This window comes from Pseudomonas sp. P9_35 (assembly GCF_034008205.1).
Classification (GTDB): Bacteria; Pseudomonadota; Gammaproteobacteria; order Pseudomonadales; family Pseudomonadaceae; genus Aquipseudomonas; species Aquipseudomonas kilonensis.
This window is the reverse complement of record NZ_CP125373.1, coordinates 939,653-958,208: the sequence shown is the minus strand read 5'-3', so window position 1 is coordinate 958,208 and position 18,556 is coordinate 939,653. Positions and strand designations below refer to the sequence as shown.

Here is an 18,556-nt window from a genome sequence, read left to right as displayed (position 1 = left end):
CGTTCCCACGCTCTGCGTGGGAATGCATCCCGTGACGCTCCGCGTCACACAAGCGGACGCAGAGCGTCCATGGCGGCATTCCCACGCAGAGCGTGGGAACGATCAGGAAAGCACATGAAGATTTCGAGACAAGCCTACGCCGACATGTTCGGCCCCACCGTCGGTGACAAGGTCCGCCTGGCCGACACCGAGTTGTGGATCGAAGTGGAAAAGGACTTCACCACCTACGGCGAAGAAGTGAAATTCGGCGGCGGCAAGGTGATTCGCGACGGCATGGGCCAAAGCCAGCTGCTGGCCGCCGAGGTCGTCGACACCTTGATCACCAACGCGCTGATCATCGACCACTGGGGCATCGTCAAGGCCGATGTCGGCCTCAAGGACGGCCGCATCGCGGCCATCGGCAAGGCCGGCAACCCGGACATCCAGCCCGACGTGACCATCGCCATCGGCGCCAGCACCGAAGTGATCGCCGGCGAAGGCATGATCCTCACCGCCGGCGGCATCGACACCCACATCCATTTCATCTGCCCCCAGCAGATCGAAGAAGCGCTGATGAGCGGCGTCACCACCATGATCGGTGGCGGCACCGGTCCCGCCACCGGGACCAACGCCACCACCTGTACCTCCGGCCCATGGCACCTTGCGCGCATGCTCCAGGCCGCCGATGCCTTCGCGATGAACATCGGTTTCACCGGCAAGGGCAACGCCAGCCTGCCGGAGCCGTTGATCGAACAGGTCAAGGCCGGCGCCATCGGACTGAAGCTGCACGAAGACTGGGGCACCACCCCGGCCGCCATCGACAACTGCTTGAGCGTGGCCGACCAGTACGACGTGCAGGTAGCGATCCACACCGACACCCTCAACGAATCGGGCTTCGTCGAAACCACCCTCGCCGCCTTCAAGGGCCGCACCATCCACACCTACCACACCGAAGGTGCCGGTGGCGGTCATGCGCCGGACATCATCAAGGCCTGCGGCTTCGCCAACGTGCTGCCCAGCTCCACCAACCCGACCCGGCCGTTCACCCGCAACACCATCGACGAACACCTGGACATGCTGATGGTCTGCCATCACCTGGACCCGAGCATTGCCGAAGACGTGGCCTTCGCCGAAAGCCGCATCCGCCGCGAGACCATCGCCGCCGAAGACATTCTCCATGACCTCGGTGCCTTCTCGATGATCAGCTCCGACAGCCAGGCCATGGGCCGCGTCGGCGAAGTCATCACGCGCACCTGGCAGACCGCCGACAAGATGAAGAAACAACGCGGCGCCCTGCCCGGCGACGGCGAAGGCAACGACAACTTCCGCATCAAGCGCTACATCGCCAAGTACACCATCAACCCGGCGATCACCCACGGCATCAGCCATGAAGTGGGCTCCATCGAAGTGGGCAAGTGGGCCGACCTGGTGCTGTGGCGCCCAGCGTTCTTCGGCGTCAAGCCGACGTTGATCCTCAAGGGCGGGGCGATTGCCGCCAGCCTGATGGGCGACGCCAACGCCTCGATCCCGACGCCGCAACCAGTGCACTACCGACCGATGTTCGCCAGCTTTGGCGGCTCGCGGCATGCCACCAGCCTGACCTTCATCAGCCAGGCCGCCGCCGAGGCCGGGTTGCCGGAACAGCTTGGGCTGAAGAAGAAAATCGCCGTGGTCAAAGGCTGCCGCGATGTACAGAAAACCGACCTGATCCACAACGATTACCTACCGAGCATCGACGTTGACCCACAGACCTACCAGGTCAAGGCCGACGGCGTATTGCTGTGGTGCGAGCCGGCCGAAGTGCTGCCGATGGCGCAGCGCTATTTCCTGTTTTGATCCTGTGGGAGCGAGCTTGCTCGCGATAGCGATGGTTCAGCTTGCATACGTGTTGAATGTGCCGCCGCCATCGCGAGCAAGCTCGCTCCCACATTTTTTCGGGGTCGTCTTATAGGTCCGTGCTTTCCACCAGCGCCTCCAGCTCCTCTTCGGTCAATAACTGGATCAGCTCCGCTTCCTTGACCTTGTGTTGCAAGCCCAGTGCCTCGGATTGGCTGACATAGTCGGGCTCCTCCAGGGTTCCGGCCGCTTTCGCCTCATCCAGCTCAAGCTGATCGGCGATGAGAGCATCATTCATCGCCTGGAAAAGGCTCGCGCGGTTTTGCTTCACGTAATCGATCCAAAAGTCCCGGCCAACCAGCGACTGCAATTGCTTCGGTGAATCATCCAGCGCGATGATCGCGGCTGCCGCCGCATTGAGCATCTCTGCCGTAACGCCGGCCACCTGGATAAATCGCCCACCCTTGGGCTGTCCGGGCAGTTCCAGTCGATCCTTGAGACCGACCCGGTAGGCCAGGCGCACCTCTACTTCTTCGATCTGCCTGATGAGCCGGTTCTTCTGCGCGGTGGTGAGATCCCGGCGGGCATTGATCGTGTCACGCCGCTGCTGGATATCTTGCAGGGCAATGCGCTCCACTTCGTCGAGGCGAAACAGCCCCTTGGCCAGCCGGATCAGCGCCACAGCCTCCTGTTCTCCCACCGTCAGGGCCTTGGCGTTGTGGATCATCAATTTGATTTCCAGGTAGCTGAAGGACAACGCGGCGCGATCCTCACACGCCGGCGCGCCAGCCAGGTCGAACAGTTCACGCCGCAACTCGGTGCAATCCCTGATCGCTTCAAGCATCTGCCAGACACGCGCCTGGAGGTCCGGATAATTTTCCACTTCCTGGTAGGAGCCGGCCAATCGGTTCAACAGCTGAAAAAACTCCCTGGATTGGGCTTCAGCCTTCAGGCTTTGCCACAACGCCTTTTTGTCCTGCAATTGCTCCGTGGGCAGGTCTCGCAACCACAGATCCACATTCGACAGCCTTTGCGCCGGGGCAGGCTCAAACGCACCGTGCAAACGCAAGGCCACCCATTCGGGATGCAATGGGAAAAGGTTCGTCCAGTAATCACGCAAGCGCTGCTGGGTCGCCTCGCTCAACGGATTACCTTGGATCAGGGTCACGCCATTGACACGTGCCGTGGCATGAGCACGCTCGGCTGGCGGGGAAGTCAGATCAGCCGGCACATCGGTCAGTTGGTTGTTGCGTAAATCAATCTGTTCCAGCGGCTGATCGCGCAAACCGGTAGGCCAGGTGTCAATTCCAGTGTCCCTCAGACTCAATCCGCGCAGGTTGGTCAGAGGGCTGAAGTCCGGTAACCGGCCCAGCGAATTATGATCCAGGTTGAGAATTTTCAGACTGGCACGCCCCTCCAGGATCTGAATGCCGCGGGGTGTCAACCTGATTTGATTCGACCGCAACTGCAGCCTGGTCAAACCATTCATCAACCCCAGCGATGCAGGAATATCGGTCAACCTGTTGCTGGACATGTCCAACCAGCGAAGCGAGGAGAAGCCCGTGAGGAATCTGTCGCAGGAGGATTCCGACAACCTCATGTCTCGAAGCTTTAGCGAGGCCACATGGCTAAAGTCGGCCGACAGGCCCGGCAACGTTCCTACGTCCTGCCCACTCAAATCAAGCTCATACCCGACCCTGCTGCCATCCACCGCCGTAACGACCGGCGTCTGGCGCCTCCAGCACCGTTTGATGCGCTCAGCCACCCCTTGCCTGACCGCTGGCGGCACCCGCCGGATACGGTCATTACCCACATCCAGCATCAGGGGGAGGCTGGCCCAGTGATCCAGCTCCCGGCGCAGCGTATCCAACTCGATTTTACGCCGCTTGAGTTCCGGAACGGCTTCATCACCCAAGGACCGCAGCAGGCTCTGGACTTGCTCGCTCGTATAGTCCGGGTACAAGTCCAGCACCCGACGTTCCCGCGACCGGCCCAGGCCCAGCCGGTCCCGTACCCCACTCATGGGATAGCCAACCTTGCCCGAAGCCAGGCGCATCGGCGACTTGAAGGAGGGTTTGAGCGGTGGCATTTTCAAGAGCTGCGCCAGCGCGACTTGGTCTAATGGTGTTGCACCAATAGCCGCTTGCAAGAGATTGCCCTGATGCATCGAAGGCCGGCCCATGGCCTGACGCTCGGCATCCGGGAGGGCATGTTGCAAGGCATCGTAGAGACTCCCCCAGTGGCTCAGGTCATTGCCTTTGTCGTCAAAGGCCTTGTAACGATCATCGTCCTTGACCACGATCTTGGTCTGCGTCGGGTCTTGTGGCCCGATACTCTCGATCACAACGCCTGAAACGTCATCTTCGCGCAGCTCGATGCGCACCGTATCACTCCAACCGGGCAAGGTTTTCAAGGTCGCCAACGCCAACCGAGGCGTGTCAGCCGTGGCCAGCGTTTCACGGTGTAAACCTTCGTATGCCCGGTTCAAACGCAGCGCTCGCTGGTAGTCACGCAGCTCCTCGGCGATGCGCAGTGGGATGGGTTTGGTCTGGGTGGCATCCGTGAAGTCCCAAGCGGCCATCTGCTGATGCTCGGTCGGGCTGGCAAACGCTACTATCTGGTCGATTGCCGCCGCCGGAACCGAGGGGAAACGGGATTTGATCAGCGTTGCACGCGGGTCGCTCGACACGTCACCTTTGGCGTAATGATCGTTGAACAGTTGCACCTTTTCGCGCGCCACCACGGCGACGAGTTTTTTGCGCAACTGCCGGACCCGAGCGTCCATATTCGTTTTCGCAATCGCCGGGGTCGTACCGACCAACAGGTCGCCCCCCGCAGCATCCACCGCCTGGATCAGATTCTTCAGCACCGAAGGCGTGCGGACTTTCCCCTCGGGGATGATGACATCTCGAAACGGGGCGCCCCCTTCCGATGGACGAGCATATTCCCAAAGCGTCTTGCCCGAGCCGTCGACCACCGTCAATCTCAGCCCCTTTGGCCAAGGACCGTAGCCAGCGAGTAGATGCAGCTGGGTCATCGGATCGGCTGCTTCATACCGCAGCGGGTCTTCGCTTTGCAGTTGCTCAATGAAACGGTCGACTTGTCGGCACAGGTCGAAGCGCTTGATCGTGTCGGCCAGCAAAGCAGGCATCGGCTCGCCCTCGACATGCAGCCGCCGCAGCACCTCCTCGCTCGTACCACTGGCCGTGCGGATCTGCTCCAGATCAGCGTCACTGAAATCCTTGACGCAACGGCCGAGTCGGCGCATCAACGTCGCCCCCTCCCAGCTTCGCGGCTGTTCCAGTTCATGGCTCCAGGCACCTCTGCCGTTGTCCGTCAGCCCGGGCTGATAAGCGTCCGGCCCCCGGGAAGGGTGACGAATGCGATAGCGCCGGGTCGTCGGATCCTGTTGCACCTCGTAATGCTGGCCGTCCAGCGGCACAACGTCCCGGCCATCGACCCGGTACAGCCCTTGAGCATCCGGAACCGAGGTCGCGGGTGGTTCCCGCACACTCTGATAAGGCGTCAGGTCGGGGCGCCAGAGGTGTGATTCACCGTTGGCCAGTTGGACCGGCTCCAACTGATCCACCGTGCTCGACCATTGAATGTGCGGCAACACCGCCGCGCCGGTGGCGACGAATGCCGTGTTGAGGGCCACGCTTGAGAAGTGCGCCCACATTTCCCTGGTCTCCCCGCGCTCGAACGCTTCGATGCCCTCGAACGCTTCGTTGAACATCTGCACGGCGCCTACCGTCAGCATCAGCGGCCCAAGCCCTGGCACCACGAACGCTGCCAGGTTGAAGACATCGATCACGGCATCCAGGTAACTGTCCAGACGCGCCAGACGGGCTTTTTTGTCTTCGTCACCGGTGGGCACCGCCACTGCGCGGGCATTGAGCTGGATCTTCTGGATTTGCCTGAGACGCAGCGATTCCCATAAAGGTTCGGGAAAGGCTGCCGTTGCCATGGGCAGATTCCGCAACGGCGATTTGAGAGGGAAATCGACCTGATCATCTGCCTCTGTGGAAGATTGATAGAGGTGGTTGAACCGCTCGAAAAAAGCGCCTTGCTGACGCAACGGCACAAAACGACTGAAGAATCGCCGGTAAGCGATACCGTGCAGGCGCCGCCGAAGATCGACCATGAATTCAGCGCTGGAGGCATATTCCTTGAGAGGCTGTTCGGGATCGCCCGGCATATAGGCCACGACCCGCTCCGCCCGGCGACTGCTTTCACGGTCGGGGCCGATCAGCACTGGACCAACCAGCTCGATACCGAAAATGCTCAATGAGGTGAACGTCACCGCCCGGCCATCAAGCAAGATCGCACGTTGGTCGCTGACCACTTGCTGCAACATTCGGTAGACGGCCACGCTGATGTCGCCCTTGGCCCTGGCCACCTCGACACACAACGCCAATCCCTCTTTGTGATGGTCGCGCAGTTGGCGATCCAACTGGCGGCGTACCTCGTGGTTGATCGGCCGTACGATGGCGTTGATGTGTTCTTGATACCGGCGTCCCAGGTCCAGTTTGCGGCACAGCCTGGCAAAGGCCTCGGGCACGATCGGCAACTCCCCGGCGCGAAAGGCGTTGATAGAAGGAATAACCTCGCCACCATAAAACGGACGCACCGTGGTAACGAGGCTGCAGTCGGTGCAGCCGGGTTTGTTCTCTTCGTCGGGCTCGAAATTGGCCAGCGCGGCCTCCAGCAGCGAAGTGCCGCGGTATTCGTAGCGATCGAAATGACTGCCCTCGTTATCGAGGACGAGCGCGCCGAAAAAATCATCGCGCATCTTGAGCCCGTACTTGCGGACGAAATACACCTGGTTGACGTTCAGTGTTTGCTTGAATTCAGTCTGGATCGCCTGGGTAAGCAGCGGCTCGGCAAAGGCGCGGATGTCCTGGATGTTGCCCAGCACATTGTCGATCTGGTTCAGGGTTTCGCGGTAGCGGGAGTGACTGTGCTTGAGGCTGGTCCTGGTTTCGTGGGAAGTCTTCACGTACCAGTCTGGAAGTTCCAGCTCATGGTCGCTCAACTCCTGCTGACGCTGCATGATAGCGCCGCTGTACCAGCCGGGAATACGGGCCTTGAGCAGGTCCAAGTGCAGGCCGCGGCCTTCGGGGCGCACGGGGGCAAGAATCGGTTCTGGCATATCGGGTCATCCTTGATGGTGGAAAACCCGAGCCTAACCAGCCTTTCAGCGGTGAGTGCGGTAACTATCTATCGCTCTTTCGATCCGAATGTCGTCCTGACCCGCACCATTCATTCCACCCAACGCCCCAGTTGCTGACGCAGCCGACGGTTCTCGGCCCGCAGTTGCTGGACTTCTTCCAGCAGGTCCAGCGCCAGGGCGACGCCTTCCCATTCCAGGTCCAGGTCGTGTCGCAGCTTCGCGGCACGCTTGGCCAGGAGCAGTTCGTAATCGGTGAAGCGCCAGTCTGTCGGCACCGTGCCTTCGGGCTCGAGGATCCCATGTTCGACGATTTCGATGACATGGACATCCGCCAACGCGGCGGCCTCGCAGAACTCCCTCAGGTTCAGTTCAATGATCGGGTTACTCATGGTCTGCTTCTCCCAATGCTGTAACTGTGTAGGAGCGTAGGAGCTGACGAGTGGAACGAGGCTGCGATCTTTCCACTACCCATTGAGTCTAGAGCGAAAGATCAAAAGATCGCAGCCTCGTTCCACTCGTCAGCTCCTACGGACGATGTTCAAAGACCGGCCGTGTTCAGAAGTTCTCCCGCGGATCGAACGCGGCTTTCTTCGCCAGTTCCGCCCACAACGCCTTGACCGCCTCGTCGCTGGCCTTGGGCATCACGGCCTTGAGCTGCACGAACAGGTAGCCGCGCTCGCCGGCCTTGTTGCGCAGGCCGTGGCCCTTGGCGCGCATGCGCTGGCCGTTCTGGCTGCCGGCCGGAACCTTGAGGTTGATCTTGCCGGTGAGGGTCGGCACCGCCACTTCGGTGCCCAGCGCCAGTTCCCACGGTGCCAGGGGCAAGGTGATGATCAGGTCCTGGCCTTCGACGTCGAACTTGGGGTGTGGCGCGAAGCGAATGGTCAGGTACAAATCGCCATTGGCGCCGCCACCGATACCTGGCGCACCCTGGCCCTTGAGGCGGATGCGTTCGCCGTCGGTCACGCCCAGTGGAATCTTCACGTTCAGGCTTTTGCTGGTGTTGCTCACGTGCTGGCCGGCCGCGTTGTACTGCGGCACCTGGAAGGTGACCTTCTTCGACTCGCTCGACAGGGTCTCTTCCAGGAAGATCGGTAATTCCATTTCCACGTCTTGCCCTCGACGGCCGGCGCTGCGACCTGACTGTCCGCCACCGAAACCCGGCCCGCGATTACCAAAAATAGAACTGAAGAAGTCCGAGAAGTCGCCGGTGTCCTGGCCGCCAAAACCACCACGGCTCTGCCAACCCGGCGGGCCCTGGAACGGCTGGCCGTGCTGGCCGTAGCGGCGCAGGTCGTCGTATTCGGCGCGCTTGTCGGCGCTTTTCAGCGCTTCATAGGCTTCGGAGACGTCCTTGAACTTGGTCTCGGCGTCCTTTTCCTTGCTTACATCCGGGTGGTACTTGCGCGCCAGTTTGCGATAGGCAGCCTTGATCGTGGCGTCGTCAGCCGTCGGCTCGACACCCAGGATCTTGTAATAATCTTTGAAGTCCATTGAAGGATCACCATCCGTTATCGATATAGCACCGCCATGCACAGCATGCTCGTGGTACAAGCCCCGGAGTTTGACCAATCTCAAGGTTTGTGACCGGACGGTGCGTCAGAAGTTTATCGGCAGCCGGTGGCGGTTCTTGTACCCGCCCTGTGCTACCAGGCCCATGCCAGCAAGTTTGGGGGTATAAGCCTGTCTTTCAAGGCCGGTGTTTGCGAATTAGCAGATAACCGGCCTTCGAATCCGCGCCGCACTGACATACACTGCGCGGCCGTTTTTTCAACTGGAACCCGAAAGACATGAAAAACGCATCCCCGGCCCGTGCCTGCGGCATCGACTTTGGCACGTCCAACTCCACTGTCGGCTGGCTGCGCCCCGGCATGGAAACGTTGATCGCGCTGGAGGACGACAAGATCACCCTGCCTTCGGTGGTTTTTTTCAATCTCGAGGAACGTCGCCCGGTGTATGGCCGCCTGGCCCTGCACGAATACCTGGAAGGCTACGAAGGCCGGCTGATGCGCTCGCTCAAGAGCCTGCTGGGCTCCAAGCTGATCAAGCACGACACCAGCGTGTTGGGCACGGCCATGCCGTTCAAGGATCTGCTGGGGCTGTTCATCGGCCAGTTGAAGAAACGCGCCGAAGCCACCGCCGGTCGGGAATTCGAAGAAGTGGTGCTGGGTCGCCCGGTGTTTTTCGTCGACGACGATGAAATGGCCGACCAGGAAGCGGAAAACACGTTGGTGGACGTCGCCCGCGCCATCGGTTTCAAGGAGGTTTCGTTCCAGTACGAACCTATCGCAGCGGCATTCGACTATGAATCGACCATCGAGAAAGAAGAGCTGGTGCTGATCGTCGACATCGGCGGCGGTACTTCGGACTTCTCCCTGGTGCGCCTGTCCCCCGAGCGCCGCACCCACGACAACCGCCACGACGACATCCTCGCCACCGGTGGCGTGCACATCGGCGGGACCGATTTCGACAAGCAACTCTCGCTGGCCGGCCTGATGCCGCTGTTCGGCTACGGCAGCCGCATGAAGAGTGGCGCCTACATGCCCACCAGTCACCACATGAACCTGGCGACCTGGCACACCATCAACGCGGTGTACTCGCAAAAATCCACCCTCGCCCTGGGCAGCATGCGCTACGACATCGAAGACACCGGCGGCATCGACCGGCTGTTCAAGCTGATCGAACAGCGCGCCGGGCACTGGCTGGCGATGGAAGTGGAAGAAACCAAGATCGAGCTGACCCACGCCGACCAGCGCCATTTGCTCCTGGACCGGATCGAGCCGGGCCTGAGCGTGGACCTGAGCCGGGCCTTGTTCGAGTCGGCCATCGACGGCTTGCTGGAGCGGGTACGCGGCAGCGTCACGCAGTTGCTCAACGATGCCAACGTGCGGGTCGATCAGGTCGACACGGTGTTCTTCACCGGCGGTTCCAGCGGCATCCCGGCGCTGCGCAACAGCGTCTCGGCGATGCTGCCCCAGGCGCGACATGTGGAAGGCAATATCTTCGGCAGTATCGGCAGCGGGTTGGCGATCGAGGCGATGAAGCGGTATGGGAGCCAGGTCTGATCCCAGACCGAGGCGTCTGAATCGCGAGCAAGCTCGCTCCCACAGTTGACCGCATTCACTCGGTTAACTGTGGGAGCGAGCTTGCTCGCGAAAGCGGTAGACCAGGCAATACAACTGCCCGATCAGACCATCCCCACCTGCTTCAACTCACTCTTGAGATACGCATAATAAATCGGCCCCGCCACCACCCCCGGCAGGCCGAATGCGGCTTCGAATACCAGCATCGCCATGAGCAACTCCCAGGACTTGGCGCTGATCTGCCCGCCGACGATGCGGGCATTGAGGAAGTACTCGAGCTTGTGGATCAGGATCAGGTAGCCCAGCGCCGCCACCGCCACCCAGATCGATATCGACAGGCCGACAATGGTGATCAGCGTGTTGGACATCAGGTTGCCAATGACCGGCAGCAGCCCCAACAGGAACGTCATCACGATCAGGGTCTTGGTCAGCGGTAGCTTGATGCCGAACAGCGGCAGCACCACCGCCAGGAAAATCCCGGTGAAGAAGGTGTTGAGCAAGGAAATCTTGATCTGGGCGAAGACGATGTTGCGAAACGCCTTGACCAGCAGGTTCAGGCGATCGAACAGCGCCGCGGCCAGGGGCTTGCGCTTGGTCAGGTCGGGGATGCGCTGCAGGGCAACGATGGCCCCCAGCACCATGCCGATGAGCAACGTCACGAACATGTGGGCCGCGTCCTTGCCCACCAGTTGCAGGTCGCTCAGGTGCTTGCTCACCCAGTCACCGATCGCCACCCGGAACTCGGCGGCGCTGGCCGGCAGGTAAGCGTCGATGAACGGCGGCAATTGCCCGCGGGCACGGTCGACCACGGTCATGAACTTGTCCAGGGACGCGCCTGGATTTTCCGCTTCATGCAACAGGAAACTGATGGCGCCGGCGAAGATCAGCGTCAGCACACTGACCACCAGCGTGCCCAGCAACGCCACCGCCAACCAACGGGCACGGCGGCCTTCGATCAGTCGCTGCAACTGCGGGGTGAGCATGTTGACCAGTTCGAACACCAGCAGCCCGGCCAGCAGGCTCGGCAACAGGCGCAGCGGCAGCACCAGCAACAGCCCACCAAAAATGATCACCCAACTGATCACCAACAACACATGACGCTGAGAAAACGTTGGCATACAGCCTCAGGACAAAACGGCGTGAAAGGATCGGCAGTCTGCCAGCCTTCCACTGGCAGCACTAGGGATTGTATCGGCCGACCTTAGTCGCAGTTCAGGGTTTTTTTTGCGGTGGCTGTGCCGGCCCCATGGGTTCAACGCTTATTTCTTCTTCAGGCAATCACTCATGAACGCTTTGCGGGCATCGCCCTTCAACGCCTGGGTGGTGGCGGTGGCGTTGCAGGTTTTCATACGTTCCTGCGGGGTGCTCGGTGCAGCGGTAGCCTTGAGACAGGTGCTCATGAACGCCTTGCGCTCGTCGCCCTTGAGCGTCTTGGCGGTGGCGTCGGCGTTGCAGGTGGTCATCTTGGTCTGCTGCGCCGTCGCGGCGAAGCCCTGGGAACACAGTAGCAAACCAATCATCAACAGAGGGACACGCAGCATCTTCATGATGTTTCTCCTGGCTGCCACACGAGGGTGTGGCGATGAGGTGCAGTGTAGACAAAGCCTGTTACACCTTCACCAGGTAGATTCTCTGGGCCTGATCTACCGCTTTCGCGAGCAAGCTCGCTCCCACAATGGACCTAGCAACACCAATCCACTGTGGGAGCGAGCTTGCTCGCGATGAACGATAATGCGGTCCTCCTAACGGGCTACACCCCGGCAGCCTTCAACCGCTCGGCATGCTCGACAAACAACCGGATCGGCTCGGCCCCCTTGCCCACCAGTCCCAGCGATTGGTTGACGACATCGAAGTGGTCCAGCGGATAGTCATCGCCGATGACCGTGCCCAGGTGCGAGCTGTAGCGTCCGACCATGCCGTCGCATTGCCCCGCTTCCCTCACAAACGTACGCGCAAATAAACGGCAGCTGCGGTTAGTGCCGTCGAACAGGTTGCGCCCTTTGTCGGTCTTGCCCGGCTGCAAGGTGCCGGACCACGAGTAATAACGCACGCCATTGACCTCTTCCGGTCCATTCCCGCCCCAGGTTGCCGGCAGGCCCTGTGGATAACGTTGATTGAACAGCGCCACCCCGGCGGTGGTCAGGGAGGCATGGGAGGCGTGAATATCCACCGGCAGCTTCGGCCCGCGATAGCCGGTTTCCAGCAGGCTCATCAGGGCGCTGATCAGGCGCAGCACGGCACTGAGCACGCGCCCCTTGGCACTGTCGGCGGGGTAATGGGCTTGCAAGTAATCCGCCAGTTCGGAGCCGTGGTTGGTGCCGGCCACCGAGGTGACCGACGCCACCAGGTCCGGGCGTTTGGCGGCCGCATAGCGGGCGGTGAGGCTGCCCTGGCTGTGGCCGATCAGGTTGACTTTCTGCGCACCGGTTTGCCGCAGTACCTCCTCGATCCGCGCCAGCAATTGCTCGCCGCGCACCTCGGAAGAATGCAGCGGCGAAACCTTCACTGCCACGACCACGGCCCCGCCGCGACGCAACGCCGAGACGATCCCATACCAGTACGGATACAACACCAGGCGGATGAACCCGAGCATGCCCGGGACCAGTACCAGCGGATAACGAGTGGCGCAGCGTTGCGACATGGCGACATCCTTGTGATCAAGAGCGATCAGCATCGGTATCGATGATGACCAGTCTATGACACCCAGATGAATCCGTGGCCAGAGCTTGCTCCCGTTGGGCTGTGCAGCAGCCCCTCTCAGAAGGACCGTGCCAGGGCCAGCAAACGCTCCTCGGCCTCGGCGCAGGACAACGCAAAGCTGCGCTCGGCCGATTCTTCGCCTTCCGCCGCCACCACCGTCACATCGGTGATGCCGATAAACCCCAGGACGGTGCGCAACAGCGTGTCGGCGTGGTTCATGCTCTCCAACGGGCCGCCAGGCCCGAAACCGAAATCGCCGCGACTGGTCACGATCAGGGCTTTCTTGCCCAGCAACAGCGGCTCGTAGTGCGACACGCCATTATCCAGGCTGTGGTTGAACGTCAGCCCGATGCGCACGATCTGGTCGATCCAGGCCTTCACGCCGCTGGGCACGCTGAAGTTGTGCATGGGCGCGGAGATCACCAGTCGGTCATGGGCTTGCAACTCCTCGACCAAGGTATCGCTCAGGGCCAGGTCCGCTTGCATGATCAACGGTCGAGCCTGGGGCTCAGGATAGAACGCTGCGGCGATGAACGCTTCGTTGACCGGCGCAATCACCGTCCGTCCAACTTCGCGACGGGTCAATTGGGATTGTGGATGGGCGACCTGCCACGCCGAAACAAAGGCCTCGGCCAGGCGCCGGGAATGAGAACGCTCGCCACGGGGGCTGCCATGCACCACAAGAATCTTGCTCATCTGAATCTCCTTTTATGCGGCTACAATAAACATTGCTTGTGCCTTGCAGCTTGAAGTCTGGCGTTGCTTCCAGACAAATGAGCGCAAGTTCATCTGGATGAGTTAATTTCATCCATCGCATTTCAGGAGAATTAGGATGTTCGCCAACCTGCCGCTCAACGCCCTGCGCGCCTTCGAGGCAGCCGCGCGACTGCTCAGTTTCAAGGCGGCCGCGGCGGAGCTGTCGGTGACGCCTACGGCGGTCTCCCATCAGATTCGATCCCTGGAGAGCTGGCTGGGGCTGGCACTGTTCGAACGCCTGCCACGCCAGGTGCGCCTCACCGAGGGCGGGCAACGCTTGTTCCACAGCCTGCACGGGGCGTTGCTGGAGGTAGCGCAAAGCGTCGACACCCTGCGCCCGCAACGCAGCACCAGCCACCTGACCCTGTCCACCACCGCAGCGTTTGCCGCCCTGTGGCTGGTGCCTCGCCTCGGGCGTTTTTATGCACGTCACCCGAACATCAACGTGCGCCTGGACACCCACTGCGAAGTGATCGACCTGCACCAGGACGCCAGCGTCGACCTGGTGGTGCGCTACAGCCTGGACGCCTACCCGAACCTGTACGGCATGTGCCTGTTCGATGAAAGCTTCGGGGTCTATGGCTCGCCTGAACAGGTGGCCCTGGCGACACGGCAGGTCCCGACGCTGATCAGCGTGCATTGGCACAACTCCAAGCTGTACGCCCACGGTTGGGATGCCTGGTGCACCCAGGCCGGGGAAACCTGGCTCACCCGGCAGCCGTGCATGCGCGAGTACGACGAGGAGCATTACGCCTTGCAAGCGGCGATTGCCGGGCAGGGCCTGGTGCTGGCGAGCAATATCCTGGCTTCCGAAAGCATCGCCAGCGGCTTGCTGGTGGGCTATCGCCCGGACGTCCAGGTCAATGGCGCCGGCTACAGCGCCCTGTGCGTCCCGGGCCGCGAACGCCATCCGCCGGTGCGGGCATTCTTCCAGTGGCTAGGGGAGGAAGCACGGCTGTCGGGGTTTCCCCCAGTGTTTGCTATGTCGCAGGCGTAGGAGCTGCCGAAGGCTCGGGCCGCGTTCGGACGATCTTTTGATTTTGCTCTTTCGGCGTTCGCTCATGACTCAATGGTCTGGGGCAAGATCGCAGCCTCGTTGCACTCGGCAGCTCCTACACGGGGTTATTTCATAAAACTTTTTGCCTCGCTCATCACTCCCACCTTAAGAAGTGATCGCGCCATCAGAGCGTGACGCCTCAACCGGATCAGCCTCCAGGAGAACGAGATGAGCGACATGCACTTATCCGATGTAACCACCCTGCGCGAACGGGCACGGCAGAACGTGCAGAACGGTGCAGTGACCGAAGGCTACGGTGCCGATCGGCAGGAAGTCATCCGCCTGCTCAACGAATCGCTGGCCACCGAACTGGTCTGCGTGCTGCGCTACAAGCGCCACTACTTCATGGCCACCGGCCTCAAGGCCAGCGTGGCGGCCAGCGAATTCCTCGAGCACGCGAACCAGGAAGCCGAACACGCCGACAAACTCGCCGAGCGCATCGTGCAGCTGGGCGGCGAGCCGGAGTTCAACCCCGACCTGTTGACCCGCAATTCCCACGCCCAGTACGTAGCGGGCAACACCCTCAAGGAAATGGTGTACGAGGACCTGGTGGCCGAACGGATCGCCATCGACAGCTATCGGGAAATCATCCAGTACATTGGCGAAAAAGACCCGACCACCCGGCGCATCTTCGAAGACATCCTGGCCCAGGAAGAAGAGCATGCCGATGACATGGCCGACATTCTGGCCGATCTCTAATACCGCCATCGCGAGCAAGCTCGCTCCCACAGGGGACCGCATTCTTTCTGGAAGAATGCGGTCAAAATGTGGGAGCGAGCTTGCTCGCGATGAGGCCCGTCGCCTCACCGCAAGCCTGGCTTATCGGGTGGGCTTGACCGTCACCGGCGCCTTGCCCGCCTTCATCTGCTCCAGCAGCGGCGCGCACTGGTTCGGCTCACCGCCGCTAGGCGCCACCAGCGCCAGCAACCCCGCCGCCGGCGCGGCGATCACACCCAACGCCACCATCCCGGCGCCGCGCAGCATCAGCGGCACCGCCTTGACCCCGGCGGCGGGCTTGGCGAACGGGCCCCGGACGTACAACGGCGAGCGCAGGGAAATCAGGCGCCAGCCCTTGGACTCGGGGGTAACGGTCAGGTCCAGCTGTTCATTCGCCATGTTCGCCGTGCCGTCGATGTAGATGATCGCGTTCTCGGTGTCGAACACGAACAGGCGCGTGGTGGCCAGGCCGGTCTTGATGTCGAAGTCCGCCGCCGCGCAGTTGATCTTCACTTCCTTGTCGCCAAAGATTTTCCCCACCACGTAGTTGCCGACGTTCAGCCCCGCCAACTCCATCAGCTCACGACTGATGGCGCCATCGTTGATGAGCATTTTCAACGTGCCATTGGAGGTGCCCAGCAACGTCGCCACCGAATTGCCGCGCCCGGTGATGTCGGCATCGCCATTCAGTTCGCCGAAGCTGGTTTTCATCGGCTCAAAACCCGGGAACAGCTGCTTGAGTTTGAAGCCACGCGCCGTCAATTTCGCCTGGCCTTCAAGGGGCTGGGCATGGCCGTTGAGGCGGATCTGCGCATCGAGGCGCCCACCGGCCACGCCAAAGCGCAGGGGCTCGAGGCTCAACTGCCCATCGTTGAGCACCAGATGGGTATACAGGTCGGTGAATGGCAACTGCTCGCTATGGACAATGCGCTTGCCGGTGAACTCCACATCAGCGTCCATCATGCTCCAACGCTCGGTGCGAAACTCTTCCACGGGCAAGACCTTGTCGGCTGGCTGCTTGCTGGCGCCGCCACGGGCCTTTTGCTCGGTATTGGAGTCAGCACCGATCAGCGGCGCCAGGTCGCTGAACAGCAGTTGGTTGGAGACCAGCGCGCCACTGAGTTTCGGCCGGGGCTGACTGGCGACATAAGCCAGGTCGCCATGGATATCGCTATCGCCGATCTTGCCGTTGAACGCCTCATAGCGAAACAGCGCCCCACCCGGCTCATGCAGCTTGGCAATCAAGTGGCCATCGGTGGCATAAGGCGGCGAATCCGGCAGGGTCACGCCGGTCAGCGGGTAGAGATGAGCCAGGCTTTTGCCGGCCAGCTTCAGGCGCAAGTCCAGGGCCCCGAGATTCATCGGGTCGGTGAGGGTGCCGGCCAGTTCGACGCGGGTCTCGGCGATCTTCGCCTGGGCCTGGAGCGGAAAGGGTCGTGACGCATCCTGCAAGGCCAGCAAACCACCAACCTTGCCGGAGCCGGCCAGGTTTTGCCCGTGATACTGCCCGTTGACCTTGAAGGCGAACGCGTAGTCCTGCGGCGTCGCGCCCTGGTCCTGGGCCTTTTTGGCAGCTTTGTCACCGACGATATCGCTGAACGGGATGGGTTTGCCCAACGGGTCGATCAACAGATCGAGCCGGGTCTTGAGCGTCTGGTCGTCAAGGGTCACGTGGCCCTTGTCGAAGCCGATGGCGCCGATGTCCACCACCCAGCTGGACGGCTCGGCGTCCGGCTCTTTCGGATCGAATTGGAAGGTCCAGTTGGCGCGCCCGTCAGCCAGGCGTTGCAGGTTGGCGTCGGGCTCCGTCAAGTCGATGCGCGGAATCGCCACCCGCCGGGCCAGCAGGGCCAAGGGCGATACGCGCAACTCAACACGTTTCAGCGTGACCATTTGCGGGTTTTTCGACCAATCCGGGTTGCCCAGGCTCAAGTCCTCGGCCACCACATGGGGCCACGGCATCCAGGCTCGCCAGCCCCCTTCCTCCGGCTCACGCTGCCAGGCAACCGCCAAATTGCCGTTGATGGCAAAGGGGCGATGCAACTCCTCGGAAACCTTGGCATTGAGCGTGGGCTTGATGCGGTTCCAGTCGAAGAAGGCGATGACCAGGACCAGCACGGCCAGCAGGACAACAAGGCTGGCAAAGCTCCAGGTGAGGATTTTCGAGGTGCGCGTCATGCACAAGGCTCCTGATGACAAGTCAGCGTTCGCAACCGCGACGCCGCTGGGAACACGACCCTGCAGTCGGTTCGTTATGAAGGGTTGGACTGATAAAGCAGCCCACAGGTGCCGATGAACGGCACAAAAAAATGCAATATTCCTGACCGATCAGACAACAAACTGTTACCGCGTCCGCACATTTGCGAGGCAGCGATGGGTACAAAATACCCACCTCGGTGCAAAACCACACCTCGGAAACGCCCGTTCTAGAGCCTTCGCCCAGAACAATCAATTCCGTTGATTATTACCATTGTCTTTATGAACTTTTATATCGACTTATCGAGAGTAGCATTGCCCTCGTACCCACTTTATCGCCCTCCCAAGGAGCAACGACCATGAAACGCCAATTACTGATGAGCCTGTCCCTTTCACTGCTGGCCTCCACGGCTTTCGCCCTGCCAGCCTCAGAACAAGCCACGCCACAGGTAAAGGACAGCCATTCTGTCTACAGCCAGACTGTTGCTGAAGGTGGTCGTGATCGCCTCGAAGAAAAAGGCTTGGTCGAGGGTGGTTCCGAGCGCACCCCACAAGGCCAGACCCTGGCAGCCGACGGTACCGAGCGCACTCCACAAGGCCAGACCCTGGCAGCTGACGGCACCGAGCGCACTCCACAAGGCCAGACCCTGGCAGCTGACGGCACCGAGCGCACTCCACAAGGCCAGACCCTGGCAGCTGACGGCACCGAGCGCACTCCACAAGGCCAGACCCTGGCAGCTGACGGTACCGAGCGCACTCCACAAGGCCAGACCCTGGCAGCCGACGGCACCGAGCGCACTCCACAAGGCCAGACCCTGGCAGCTGACGGCACCGAGCGCACTCCACAAGGCCAGACCCTGGCAGCTGACGGTGGTGACCGTGTGATCGAACGCAACAGTGCAGTGAGCTGAGCCCATGGTGGCCCAGAAAAAAGCCCGATTCCTCCAATCGGGCTTTTAACTTTTCAAACCCTTCGTTTTCCCCGCCTGATCCCTCTCTACCGTTCGACGTCGGCAAAGCCGATTTGCTAGAGTGCGTCGCTCCCGTGAATCAGAAGCC

13 protein-coding genes are annotated in these 18,556 nt (G+C 61.3%); 5 read left to right on the top strand and 8 right to left on the bottom strand.

From position 1 onward, the window contains the following. The first annotated feature begins 114 nt into the window (after positions 1-114). On the top strand, positions 115-1,815 hold the full coding sequence (gene ureC, locus QMK47_RS04155) for an urease subunit alpha (protein ID WP_018611880.1): 1,701 nt from the start codon (positions 115-117) through the stop codon (positions 1,813-1,815). A 109-nt stretch (positions 1,816-1,924) separates the two neighbouring features. Here ureC and QMK47_RS04150 read toward each other — a convergent pair whose 3' ends face one another. The 3 genes from QMK47_RS04150 to QMK47_RS04140 all read right to left on the bottom strand — a co-directional run bounded on the left by QMK47_RS04150 (position 1,925) and on the right by QMK47_RS04140 (position 8,482). Continuing rightward, complete coding sequence (locus QMK47_RS04150; protein WP_320389831.1) at positions 1,925-6,967, bottom strand: NEL-type E3 ubiquitin ligase domain-containing protein; 5,043 nt, start codon at positions 6,965-6,967, stop codon at positions 1,925-1,927. Positions 6,968-7,077: 110 nt separating this feature from the next. Beyond that, positions 7,078-7,377, bottom strand: coding sequence for a chaperone modulator CbpM (locus QMK47_RS04145; protein WP_253471306.1), 300 nt, complete (start codon positions 7,375-7,377; stop codon positions 7,078-7,080). Between the two features lie 166 nt (positions 7,378-7,543). Then, complete coding sequence (locus QMK47_RS04140; RefSeq protein WP_320389830.1) at positions 7,544-8,482, bottom strand: DnaJ C-terminal domain-containing protein; 939 nt, start codon at positions 8,480-8,482, stop codon at positions 7,544-7,546. A gap of 296 nt (positions 8,483-8,778) precedes the next feature. Between QMK47_RS04140 and QMK47_RS04135 the strand changes: the two genes are divergently transcribed. Continuing rightward, positions 8,779-10,053, top strand: a complete 1,275-nt coding sequence (locus QMK47_RS04135; protein WP_253471302.1) for an Hsp70 family protein — start codon at positions 8,779-8,781, stop codon at positions 10,051-10,053. 122 nt (positions 10,054-10,175) lie between these two features. Here QMK47_RS04135 and QMK47_RS04130 read toward each other — a convergent pair whose 3' ends face one another. The 4 genes from QMK47_RS04130 to QMK47_RS04115 form a co-directional block, all read right to left on the bottom strand. Then, the gene (locus QMK47_RS04130) at positions 10,176-11,189 is read right to left on the bottom strand and encodes an AI-2E family transporter (RefSeq protein WP_214511419.1); all 1,014 of its coding nucleotides are present in this window, start codon (positions 11,187-11,189) and stop codon (positions 10,176-10,178) included. A 141-nt stretch (positions 11,190-11,330) separates the two neighbouring features. Continuing rightward, positions 11,331-11,618, bottom strand: a complete 288-nt coding sequence (locus QMK47_RS04125) for a PsiF family protein (RefSeq protein WP_258690275.1) — start codon at positions 11,616-11,618, stop codon at positions 11,331-11,333. Positions 11,619-11,821: 203 nt separating this feature from the next. Next, positions 11,822-12,712 (bottom strand): esterase/lipase family protein, encoded by an 891-nt coding sequence (locus tag QMK47_RS04120; RefSeq protein ID WP_258690274.1) that lies wholly within the window; start codon positions 12,710-12,712, stop codon positions 11,822-11,824. A gap of 116 nt (positions 12,713-12,828) precedes the next feature. Further along, positions 12,829-13,467 carry an FMN-dependent NADH-azoreductase gene (locus QMK47_RS04115; protein ID WP_253471296.1) on the bottom strand — a complete coding sequence of 213 codons (639 nt, stop codon included), beginning with the start codon at positions 13,465-13,467 and terminating at the stop codon, positions 12,829-12,831. Positions 13,468-13,603: 136 nt separating this feature from the next. On the opposite strand from QMK47_RS04115, the gene QMK47_RS04110 reads away from it, so the two are divergent. Continuing rightward, on the top strand, positions 13,604-14,524 hold the full coding sequence (locus tag QMK47_RS04110) for a LysR substrate-binding domain-containing protein (protein ID WP_253471295.1): 921 nt from the start codon (positions 13,604-13,606) through the stop codon (positions 14,522-14,524). A 228-nt stretch (positions 14,525-14,752) separates the two neighbouring features. After that, positions 14,753-15,283, top strand: a complete 531-nt coding sequence (locus tag QMK47_RS04105) for a ferritin-like domain-containing protein (RefSeq protein ID WP_214511424.1) — start codon at positions 14,753-14,755, stop codon at positions 15,281-15,283. A 120-nt stretch (positions 15,284-15,403) separates the two neighbouring features. Here the strand turns inward: QMK47_RS04105 and QMK47_RS04100 are convergent, their stop codons facing one another. After that, entirely contained in the window at positions 15,404-17,479 is a 2,076-nt protein-coding gene (locus QMK47_RS04100) for an AsmA family protein (protein WP_320389829.1), read from the bottom strand. 377 nt (positions 17,480-17,856) lie between these two features. Here QMK47_RS04100 and QMK47_RS04095 point away from each other — a divergent pair, with 377 nt between their 5' ends. After that, a complete protein-coding gene (locus tag QMK47_RS04095) occupies positions 17,857-18,408 on the top strand; it encodes a hypothetical protein (protein WP_258690272.1) in 552 nt (183 codons plus the stop codon). The last annotated feature ends 148 nt before the right edge of the window (positions 18,409-18,556 follow it).